Source organism: uncultured Oribacterium sp., assembly GCF_902481605.1.
Lineage (GTDB): Bacteria > Bacillota > Clostridia > Lachnospirales > Lachnospiraceae > Oribacterium > Oribacterium sinus.
Genome location: NZ_CABSXI010000075.1, coordinates 1 through 10,540, shown reverse-complemented (window position 1 = coordinate 10,540; position 10,540 = coordinate 1). Strand labels below are relative to the sequence as shown.

At 44.6% G+C, this 10,540-nt stretch carries 8 protein-coding genes and 1 tRNA gene; 8 read left to right on the top strand and 1 reads right to left on the bottom strand.

Annotated elements, in window-relative coordinates:
- Window positions 1–110: 110 nt before the first annotated feature.
- From RDQ32_RS09825 to RDQ32_RS09795, 7 genes are all read left to right on the top strand, one after another.
- Window positions 111–184: transfer RNA gene (locus RDQ32_RS09825), tRNA-Met, on the top strand.
- Window positions 185–273: 89 nt separating this feature from the next.
- On the top strand, window positions 274–984 hold the full coding sequence (locus tag RDQ32_RS09820) for a phosphatase PAP2 family protein (RefSeq protein WP_308580303.1): 711 nt from the start codon (window positions 274–276) through the stop codon (window positions 982–984).
- Window positions 985–1,003: 19 nt separating this feature from the next.
- Window positions 1,004–1,576, top strand: coding sequence for a DUF5662 family protein (locus RDQ32_RS09815; protein WP_308580302.1), 573 nt, complete (start codon window positions 1,004–1,006; stop codon window positions 1,574–1,576).
- 18 nt (window positions 1,577–1,594) lie between these two features.
- Window positions 1,595–3,862, top strand: coding sequence for an alpha-galactosidase (locus tag RDQ32_RS09810; RefSeq protein ID WP_308580300.1), 2,268 nt, complete (start codon window positions 1,595–1,597; stop codon window positions 3,860–3,862).
- Window positions 3,863–3,911: 49 nt separating this feature from the next.
- Window positions 3,912–4,334 carry an Rrf2 family transcriptional regulator gene (locus RDQ32_RS09805; protein ID WP_308580298.1) on the top strand — a complete coding sequence of 141 codons (423 nt, stop codon included), beginning with the start codon at window positions 3,912–3,914 and terminating at the stop codon, window positions 4,332–4,334.
- A gap of 491 nt (window positions 4,335–4,825) precedes the next feature.
- On the top strand, window positions 4,826–5,764 hold the full coding sequence (gene cysK, locus RDQ32_RS09800; RefSeq protein ID WP_183683183.1) for a cysteine synthase A: 939 nt from the start codon (window positions 4,826–4,828) through the stop codon (window positions 5,762–5,764).
- Between the two features lie 496 nt (window positions 5,765–6,260).
- Complete coding sequence (locus RDQ32_RS09795; protein WP_308580297.1) at window positions 6,261–8,018, top strand: 1-deoxy-D-xylulose-5-phosphate synthase; 1,758 nt, start codon at window positions 6,261–6,263, stop codon at window positions 8,016–8,018.
- A 385-nt stretch (window positions 8,019–8,403) separates the two neighbouring features.
- Here the strand turns inward: RDQ32_RS09795 and RDQ32_RS09790 are convergent, their stop codons facing one another.
- Window positions 8,404–9,918: a CoA-acylating methylmalonate-semialdehyde dehydrogenase gene (locus RDQ32_RS09790; RefSeq protein ID WP_308580295.1), complete on the bottom strand. Its 1,515-nt coding sequence runs from the start codon at window positions 9,916–9,918 to the stop codon at window positions 8,404–8,406.
- A 177-nt stretch (window positions 9,919–10,095) separates the two neighbouring features.
- On the opposite strand from RDQ32_RS09790, the gene RDQ32_RS09785 reads away from it, so the two are divergent.
- Window positions 10,096–10,540, top strand: a 445-nt coding sequence (locus RDQ32_RS09785; protein WP_308580294.1) for a DeoR/GlpR family DNA-binding transcription regulator, incomplete at its 3' end; no start/stop codon positions are given.

The window sequence follows — 10,540 nt, the reverse complement described above, 5'->3', positions numbered from 1 at the left end:
GGAGAGCATCTGCCTTACAAGCAGAGGGTCACAGGTTCGAGCCCTGTAGGCCCCAGTATTCGGTCCGGTCTGCGTATTATGCGCAGCCTGGGTCGGACATTTTTTTCTAAGGCGAGATAGCTCAGCTGGCTAGAGCACACGGTTCATACCCGTGGTGTCGAGGGTTCAAGTCCCCCTCTCGCTACGATAAATCGAAACGATTTCCGTAAAAGGGACGTTTCGATTTTTTTGTTCTTAACAAGGAAATTGCCTTATTCCGGAGAAAGGAAGAGCATGAAAGATCTTTGGCAGAAATTTCTTCGATTTTATCATAAATACAGCTATGCCAATGTCCTATGGATCGGCATTATTTATCCCCTTTGGTTTAAGTCCATCGAGTCCAGAGTGACGGTGGCTACCGGATATCACATAATGCATACGAAGATTGATGAAATGATTCCCTTCTGTGAGTACTTCATTGTGCCCTATTTTATGTGGTTTCTCTACATTTTGCTGGGAATACTGTACTTTCTTTTTACCAATAAGGAGGACTTTTATAAGGTTTGCCTATATCTTTTCATCGGCATGATTTTTAGTCTTTTGATTTGTGAAATCTATCCCAACGGAACGGACTTACGTCCGCCTTATATCAGCGATAAAAACATTTTCCAAGTCATGGTAGCAGGTCTATATCGTGTGGACACCCCCACCAATGTTTTTCCCAGTATTCATGCCTACAATTCCATTTGTATGCATGTGGCGATTATGAAAAGTAGGGATATTCGAAAGCTACCCTATGGAAAATCGGTGGTTTGGGGATCCTTTCTTTTGTGTCTTTTGATTTGTATGGCAACACTAGTGCTAAAGCAACACTCTATTTTGGATGTGGGTGGGGCGATTCTTTTGTCTTTTATTGCCTACGGCTTTGTGTACGGCTACCCCAGCTTTCGTTTATGGGAGTATCTGGAGAAAAAATATCCTTCCCTTATGCAGGAAGAAGGATAGTATAGAAGAGGAGTTACAGATGGAAGAATTTCATTTTTGGAAAAATGCCATCGGACATTTTAAAACCATTACAAAGCATAAGATTTTGGTGATGCGCTACTGCTTTTCCATTGGGCTGTATAAGCAGGGCTTGCTCCATGACTTGTCCAAGTACAGTTGGACGGAATTCAGGGTGGGTATTCGTTTTTATAAGGGCTATAAAAGTCCCAACGGCGTAGAGCGGATTGAAACGGGAACCTCCACGGCATGGTTGCATCATAAGGGAAGAAACAAGCATCATTTTGAATATTGGTGTGACTATGATTTACAAGACCCCAATCGTATGATAGGCTGTCCTATGCCTTATCGTTATGTGGCGGAGATGTTTTGTGACAGAGTGGCCGCATCGAAGAATTATCAAGGGGAAAAATACAGGGATGACAGTGCTTACATTTACTATAAGCCGATGAAGGATTCTCCCTTGATTCATGAACGGACAAAAAAAGAACTGGAAGAATTGCTGTTGCTTTTAAAGGATAAAGGAGAGAAGGAATGCTTTGCCTTTCTTCGAAAAGAAGTAAAGAAGCGGAGAAGAGAAAAGGATTTTTTCTAAAAGAAAGGGGAGTGCAGTATGGCAATCGTTTACGACAAGGAAAAGGGGCTCATTAGTTTACATAGTAGAAACACCAGCTACCAGATGGGCATTGGTCCCTATGGGCATCTTTTGCATTATTATTACGGAAAAAGGGGAGAAGGGGATTTTTCCTACCTCTTCCAGTATAAGGATAGAGGATTTTCCGGTAATCCCTATGATGCAAATGCAGACAGAACCTACTCCATGGATACCTTGGCCCAGGAGTATTCTTCCTTTGGAAATGGAGATTATCGTATTCCGGCTTGTAGCATTTCCGGTTCTGACGGGGAGGGAATCTTAGACCTACGTGTAGACCGTGTGGAAATTTTCTCCGGAAGAGAAGAGCTCTTGGGACTTCCTTATGCCAAGGCGGTAGAGGAATGTGAAACTCTTCGCATTTTTCTAAAAGAAGAAAGAAAGAGAGTGGAGGTGGAGCTGGATTACATTCTTTACCCGGATGAGGATGTGATTGCCAGAAATGCCAGAATCAAAAACATTTCCGAGGAGGCTCTTTTTGTGGAGCGTCTGGATTCCCTCTCTCTGGACTTTTCCTATGGAGATTATGATCTGATTCATTTTTCCGGAAGGTACGGGATGGAGCGTCTCTATCGTAGAGAACCCTTACAGCAGGGCGTAAAGCATATTGCGTCCATGAGAGGAAGCAGTAGCCATCAGGAAAATCCCTTCGGTATTTTAGCGGGAAGAAATACCACGGAGCATAGCGGAGATTGCTATGGTTTTGCCCTTTTATACAGCAGCTCCTTCCATCTGGATGTGGAGCGGGATTCCTACCGGGGAACCAGAGTTTCCCTGGGAATGCAAAATGACAATATGCATTACCTTTTGGAAGCGGGAGAAGAGCTGCAAAGCCCGGAGGCTATCTTAAGCTTCGGAGATGGACTTAGCGCCTTAAGCAATCAGCTACAAAGCATGGTGAAGAAGTATATTGCGGCAACATCTCCTTTACCCTATTTTCCGATTTTGCTGAATTCCTGGGAAGCCTGCTACTTTAATTTTACCGGAGAAAAAATCATTGAGCTGGCAAGAGAAGGAAAAGCCCTGGGCATGAATCTGCTGGTGATGGATGACGGTTGGTTCGGAAAGAGAGATACGGATTTCTCCGGTCTGGGAGACTGGGTGACCAATGAAGATAAGCTGGGAATGAGCTTGGAAAGCCTCGGACACAGACTGGAAGAAGAGGGTATGCATTTCGGCATTTGGATTGAGCCTGAAATGGTCAATGAAGACAGTGCTCTTTACCGTGCTCATCCGGACTATGCCTTGCAGATTCCCGGAGAGTCTCCCATCCGTTCCCGTTCTCAGCTGGTGCTGGATTTTTCCAGAAAGGAAGTCGTGGATGCAGTATTGGAAAGCCTGATTTCCTGCTTCCGTTCCGTGCCCCTTTCCTACATTAAAATGGATATGAACCGAAGCATTATGGACGTATATTCCCATGGGGTGAATTTCCAGGGAAGAGGAAAGATTTTGCACCGCTATTGTCTGGGGCTTTACCGTTTTCTTTCCGGCTTAAAAGAGGCCTTCCCCAACGTATTAATTGAGGGATGCTCCGGTGGAGGCGGTCGTTTCGACCTGGGAGCGCTCTATTACACGCCTCAGATTTGGCTTTCCGACAATACGGATGCTATTGAGAGATTGGAAATTCAATACGGTTCCTCCTTCCTTTATCCCATCCAATGTATGGGTGCCCATGTTTCGCAGGTGCCGAATCACCAGACCGGACGTGTGGTACCTATGAATACCAGAGCTATTGTGGCTATGAGCGGAAGCTTCGGCTATGAACTGGATCCCAAGGATTGCCGGGAAGAAGACAGGGCGGAAATCTATAAGCAGATTGCCGTTGTGGAGGAGCTGGAGTCCTTAATGAAGGAGGGAAGCTATTACCGTCTCAGCGGTTACGGAGAGACGGGAGGCTATACCTCACAGTCCGAGGACAGGGTATCCGGAAAACGCTTTAGCGCCTGGTCCTTTGTGTCTCCTGATAAAAAGAAGGCCAGCCTTTCCGTGGTATGGCGGGATAAGAACTTTAATGGAGCCAATGAAATCCTTTATTGCAAGGGCTTAAAGAGAGAAGGAAAATACCGCCTGCGCTTACTCTTACAGGGCGGTTCCTTCCAAGATGAAGCTTTTGTGGAAAGCCTCCTGGAGAGAACGTACAGCGGATTTTCCTTGATGGAGGTTGGGCTTCCCCTTCCAGAAGGAAAAGGAGAGTACGACAGCTTCCTGCTTCTTATGGAAGAAGTTTAGAAAAGAAAATCTTTAGCGAAAAGATTTTAGTCAGAAAGGTTTGAGGAAAATGTTGATTTCCACGAAGGGGCAGTATGCCCTACAGCTTATGGTTGATCTGGCAGAACATAACGGGCAGGGATATATTCCCCTGAAGGAAATTGCGGCAAGGCAGGATATTTCGGAAAAATATTTAGAAAGCATCGTTAAGGTTTTGGTAAAAAAGGAGCTTTTGCTGGCTTTACGAGGGAAGGGAGGAGGCTATAAGCTGAAGAAGCCTGTAGCGGAATATTCCCTTTTAGAAATTCTGACTGCCTTAGAGGGCTCTCTTTCTCCGGTTTCCGATTTGGAAAAAAGAAGGGGAAGTCTTGGGGCTTGTAAAACCTATCCGGTATGGAAGGAACTGGACCGAATGATTCAGGAGTATTTTCAGGAGAAAACCCTTATGGAGTTGGCCACCCCGGATCTGGCCGGAAATGATTTTGTCATATAAAGAGCTGTTAAAAAACAGTGGACTATTGCAGCATAGACCTGAAATGGGGCACGCTCTCGCTAACTTCGCCACGTAGGGGTACTAAGTGAAAAACTTCATGGGATTCGTTTTTCACAAGTACCCACGGGCTCAGATTACCCCTTTTTCAGGTCTATACTGCTTAAGTCCCTCCACGGCATTTTTGTTTACATTGGTGAGAGATTGCCTCTGTTTCGGACCTATACAGCTTTGAAAAAGTAATGCATCTGTTTGATGGCTCTTTTTTGACAAAATCCGGGAAGGGTATATAGTATAGACAATCCTAAAAAAATATATAAATCCTATAATCCACATAAACATACTTGACTAGTATGTTTATGTGGATTATACTTTTTGCGAAGAAAATGCTTCAATATTTTATCTTGTAAGAGATAGTGCTTTTTGGAGAAGAAGTTTTACAAAGTAAAGAATGTACAGAGTAGCAGATTTACAGAGAAGAAAAGGAGAATGCTATGGGAAAGATTTATCATGCAGCGGAAGAATTGATTGGACGTACTCCGATTTTGGAGCTTAGCCATATCGAGAAAAAGGATGGTTTGGAAGCAAAGCTTTTGGCGAAGCTGGAATATTTTAACCCGGCAGGCTCTGTAAAGGATAGAATTGCCAAGGGGATGATTTTGGATGCAGAGGAAAGAGGTCTTTTAAAGCCCGGATCCGTAATTATTGAGCCCACCTCAGGAAATACAGGAATCGGTTTATCCTTAGTAGCGGCAAGCCGAGGCTACAGAATCATCATTGTAATGCCCGACACAATGAGTGTGGAGAGAAGAACCCTGATGAAGGCTTATGGCGCAGAGCTGGTGCTGACAGAGGGTGCTAAGGGAATGAAGGGTGCCATTGCCAAGGCAGAGGAACTTGCGAAAGAAATTCCCAACAGTTTTATTCCCGGTCAGTTCGAGAATCAGGCTAACCCCAAAACCCATGAGAAAACCACAGGCCCGGAAATCTGGGAGGATACTGACGGTAAGGTGGATTATCTGATTTCCGGAATCGGAACAGGAGGAACCATTACAGGGATTGGCAAATATTTGAAGGAAAAGAACCCTGCTGTAAAGGTAATTGCGGTAGAGCCTGAGGATTCCGCAGTGCTTTCCGGTAAGGCTCCCGGACCTCATAAGATTCAGGGAATCGGTGCAGGTTTTGTTCCTGACACTTTAGACACGAAGATTTATGATGAAATCATTACTGTTTCCAATGCGGATGCTTTTGCAACAGGAAGACGTATCGGAAAAGAGGAAGGCGTCCTGACCGGAATTTCCTCCGGAGCGGCTGTACATGCGGCAATTCAGATTGCAAAGCGCCCTGAGGCAAAGGGAAAGAACATTGTCATCATCCTTCCGGATTCCGGAGACCGTTACCTTTCTTCTCCGCTTTTTGCCGACGAAGCCTAAAGGATAAAAGGAAGTAGGAAATATAACAGTGAAATCATCGCTTCTATAGCAATATAGCTCTAAAGCGGGGCACGCTCTCGCTAACTTCACCTCGTAGCTGTACTAACATCAAGCTTCATTTCATTCGCTTTCTGTAAGTACAGACGGGTTCAGATTACCCCTCTTTAGAGCTATATTGCACGAAGCTATTCATGGACTGTATATTCCAGACTTCCTTTTTTAGTTGTCTAAATGTGGTATGGTTGAAGTCTATGGCAGTGCTGCGGATTTAGAATTAGGAATATAGCCTTAGCTGACTTTCGATTGACAAAGCTGAAAGACTGCATGAGAATAGAGAGGCTTTACAGTATAGAGCAGAAGGATATTTTCCGCTGTAATAGGATGAGACATTTCGCGGAATTGTGTAGGAGAGAGTGTGAGATAGTAAAAAGTAGGAGAGCATAAAAAGTAGAAGAGAGTATAAAGTAGGAGAGCGTAGAAAGGGAGAGGTGGCTTTATGGTTTTAGAAAGAATCAATAGCCCGGAGGATTTGAAGCAGTGTTCCATGGGGGACTTGAATACCCTGGCAGAGGAAATGCGGAATTTTCTGATTGAAAGAGCCAGTAAACACATGGGACATGTGGGACCGGACTTAGGTTTTGTGGAGGCGACTATTGCTCTGCACAGAGTTTTTGATACCCCAAAGGATAAGATTGTCTTTGATGTTTCTCATCAGACCTATCCCCATAAGATGCTTACAGGTAGAAAAAAGGCTTATATGGAAGAGGCTTCCTATGATGAAGTGGGACCCTATACCGACCCTAAGGAAAGCCCCTATGATTTGTTTTCCATCGGACACACCTCCACTTCCATTGACTTGGCTATAGGACTTGCCAAAGCCAGAGACTTACTTTCCGGAACGGAAAAGGTGGTGGCGGTAATTGGAGACGGTTCCCTTTCCGGTGGAATGGCTTTGGAAGGATTGAGTATTGCGGGGGAGCAGGAAAGCCAGCTTCTCATCATTTTAAATGATAATGAAATGTCCATTGCGGAAAACCACGGGGGCATGTATAAGGGCTTGAAACGCCTTAGAGAAAGCAATGGCCAGGCTGAGGACAATCTGTTCCGGGCTATGGGGCTGGAATATCTCTATGAGGAACAGGGAAATGATGTGGAGTCTCTGGTAAAAGCCTTGGAAAAGGCGAAAAGCTACGAAAAACCCGTGGTGCTTCATATTCATACCGCAAAGGGTAAGGGACTTAAGTTTGCGGAAGAGGATAAGGAAAGCTGGCATTGGCATCTGCCCTTCCATTTGGAAACGGGAAAAACCAGAGAAGAATATAATTTTCCCGGGGAGGATATCGGAGAACTTACCGCGGAATTTTTACTGGCGAAAATGAAGAAGGATCCGGCAGTTTTGGTCATTACCGCAGGAGTGCCCGGCGGCATGGGATTTTATGCAAAGCAAAGGAAAGAGGCGGGAAAACAGTTTGTGGATGTGGGGATTGCGGAGCAGACAGGAGTAACCCTTGCCTGCGGTGCCGCAAAAAATGGAGCAAAACCTGTATTTTTCACATCCGCTACCTTCCTGCAAAGAGCCTATGATCAGATCTCCCACGATGCAGCCATCAATTCCCTTCCCATCACCATGGTGGTAAACAGCGCCTCTATTTTGGGAATGCGGGATAAAACCCACCTTGGACTGTATCTTTTGGCCATGGCCAATTCCATCCCGAATCTTTTGATTTTTGCGCCGGCCTTTAAAGGAGAATATTTCTCTTTACTGGATTGGGCTTTAGAACAGCAGGAGCATCCGGTACTGATTTTTGCACCGGAAGGGAATGTGCTGGAGGACGAAGCGCCCGTAAAGAAGAGTTTCTTCCCTGTTTCCTATCAGGAAATCCAAAGAGGGAAGAAGGTTGCCATCTTTGCAACTGGCTCCTTGTATGAAGAAGGAAGAGAAGGGGCGAAAAACTTTGAGAAAAAGACCGGTATTAAGCCCAGCTTAATTAACCCCGGTATTCTATCTCATTTGGATAAAGCGTATCTGGAAAATCTGGAAAAAGACCATGAGTTGGTGGTGGTCTTAGAGGACGGCATTTTGTCCGGAGGTTTTGCAGAGAAAATTGCTTCCTTCTATAGCTTAAAGCCAATGAAGGTACTAAGCTTAGGTCTGGAAAAAGAATTCTATGACGAATATGATTTGGAAGCCTTGATGAAAGAATATCACATGGATAGAGAATCTATGGTGGAGCGGATTCTGGAGGTGCTGTAAAATAAAAGAACAGCGTATATGCATAATAGGTCTAAAACCGGGGCGGATTCAGATTGCCCCGGTTTTAGACCTATTAATGCATAGACAAAAGCTTAATTAGTTTACAAACTCTTTTATGTCACAAAAAAAGCTTGCATAACATGAAGATATGGGATGGTTTTCGAACAGTATAGGTCTGAAAGGGGGTAGTCTGAGCCCGTGGGTACTTGCGAAAAACGACTGTAAGGAAGTTTTTCGCTTAGTATCCCCTACGTGGCGAAGCTAGCGAGAGCGTGCCCCATTTTCAGACCTATACTGCGTAGAAAACCTTTTTAATATCGCATACAAGCTTTTTGCTGTTTAAGATTATATAGGCTATTTTAGGATCTTCAATTCCGAATCCGGATTAAACATCAGTACTTCCTTCCCAAGTTCCTACTTTTCTGTGAGCGGACTTCTCATCGAACCAGTGTGTGGTTACAGTCTTTGCTCTGGTAAAGAAGCGAACGCCGTCTCTTCCAAGAACGTGAAGGTCTCCGAAGAAGGAATCCTTGTTTCCGGAGAATGGGAAGTAAGCTGTTGGAACAGGAATTCCTACATTGATTCCGACCATTCCTCCATCAGTCTCCATAGCGAAACGTCTTGCATAGTAGCCGCTCTGGGTGAAGATTGCAGAACCGTTAGCAAAGGGGTTTGCATTCATGATAGCGATACCCTCTTCATAGTTCTTTACTCTCTTGATGCAAGTAACCGGTCCAAAGATTTCGCAATCACCGATGCTCATGTCCTTGGTAACATGGTCGAAGATGGTTGGTCCAACGAAGAATCCGTTCTCTAAGCCGGGAACCTTCACATCTCTACCATCCAATACAAGCTCAGCACCTTCATCAATACCCTTCTGAATCCAGTTCAATACGCTTTCCTTATGCTTTGCGGAAACAACAGGTCCTAACTTGGTATCCTCATCATAAGCGGCACCAATCTTCATAGCCTGTGCCTTCTGCTTTAAGAGAGCTACAAACTTATCGGCAATGCTATCCTGAACTACAATTACAGGAAGAGCCATACAACGCATTCCCGCACATCCGTAGGTAGAGTTGACAATTGCATTGGTTGCACTCTCTAAATCAGCATCCTCTAAGAGAAGAGCATGGTTCTTTGCCTCTGTCTGAGACTGAACACGCTTTCCGTGAGCTGCAGCAACAGAATATACTTCCTTACCAACCTTGGTGGTTCCTACGAAGGTAACGGCCTTAATACGCTCATCTTTTAAAAGGATATCCGCCTCTTGTCTTCCGCAGGTTACCAGGTTTACAACACCCTTTGGGAAATGTGCCTCTTCGTAGAAAAGCTCCAACATTCTCATGGAAGTAAGGGGAGTCTGGCTGTTAGCCTTCAATACAACGGTATTTCCGGTAGCAATAGCCACAGGAACCATCCAACCCCAAGGAATCATAGCAGGGAAGTTCATGGGAACAATGCCGGCAACTACACCAAGAGGTGCTTTGTAAGTAGCGGTGTCATATCCGGTGGTTACATTCATAGAGGTTTCGCCCTGAAGAAGATCAGGAATGGCACAAGCCAGCTCTGTAGGCTCAATAGCCTTCTGTACATCTCCTCTTGCCTCACCGATGGTCTTTCCAAGCTCCTTGGCACAAAGCTGAGATAACTCCTCCTTATGTTTAATCAGAACATCTCTCCAAGTAAACATATACTGGGTTCTCTTGGAAATAGACAATGCGCTCCAAGCAGGAAAAGCTTCCTGGGCAGAGGCAATTGCAGCCAAAACCTCTTCCTTAGTACAGCTTGGTACCTCAGCAATCACTTCGCCGGTACTGGAATCCGTAATAGGCATATATTTATCCGTCTTAGAGGGAACCCACTCACCGTTGATGCAATAGTTCATTCTTTTTACTCCCATGTTACTCCTCCTTTGTAAACATTCTTGAAAAATGGGTAAATGTTGAGTATAATGTTAGCATATCTATGGTATATGTCAAGGAGTAATTTGAAATTTACCAAAAAATGTATGAAAAAGAAGAGGGAATATGTATAATAAGGGGAATGAAGGGGAGAAAGGTCGAGATGGAGGAAAAGCATGAGGGATAAACGTTTGGATGATATGGAAGAATATATTTTGTCGCAGAAGGACAGCAGCTTAGACGAACTTTGCGAAAAATACCAGATTTCCAAAAATACAGTACGAAGAGACATTGAAGAATTACTATTAAGAGGAAATATAAAAAAGGTTTATGGCGGAGTAAAGGCTAAGGAAAATGCTGGGAAACAGGTGGAGCTGTCCGCATTTTCCGAAAGAAATATAAGCCATAAGGAAGAGAAAGAAAAGATTTGTAAATCGGCCGGGGAACTGGTGAAGGAGGGAGATACCATCTTTATCGATACCGGAAGCTCCTGTGTGAATCTGGTAAAGTACATTGGTCATGTTTCCTGCATGATTATCACCAACAGCTTGAGAGTGGCTTACATGGCGAAGGATTATCCCGGGCTACAGCTCCTAATGCTGCCGGGGAGCCTTAGACGGG

Bases quoted from the DNA above. Each gene is read 5' to 3' on its own strand.
- RDQ32_RS09820 (WP_308580303.1), top strand. From the start codon at position 274: ATGAAAGATCTTTGGCAGAAATTTCTTCGATTTTATCATAAATACAGC.
- RDQ32_RS09815 (WP_308580302.1), top strand. From the start codon at position 1,004: ATGGAAGAATTTCATTTTTGGAAAAATGCCATCGGACATTTTAAAACC.
- RDQ32_RS09810 (WP_308580300.1), top strand. From the start codon at position 1,595: ATGGCAATCGTTTACGACAAGGAAAAGGGGCTCATTAGTTTACATAGT.
- RDQ32_RS09805 (WP_308580298.1), top strand. From the start codon at position 3,912: ATGTTGATTTCCACGAAGGGGCAGTATGCCCTACAGCTTATGGTTGAT.
- cysK (WP_183683183.1), top strand. From the start codon at position 4,826: ATGGGAAAGATTTATCATGCAGCGGAAGAATTGATTGGACGTACTCCG.
- RDQ32_RS09795 (WP_308580297.1), top strand. From the start codon at position 6,261: ATGGTTTTAGAAAGAATCAATAGCCCGGAGGATTTGAAGCAGTGTTCC.
- RDQ32_RS09790 (WP_308580295.1), bottom strand. From the start codon at position 9,918: ATGGGAGTAAAAAGAATGAACTATTGCATCAACGGTGAGTGGGTTCCC.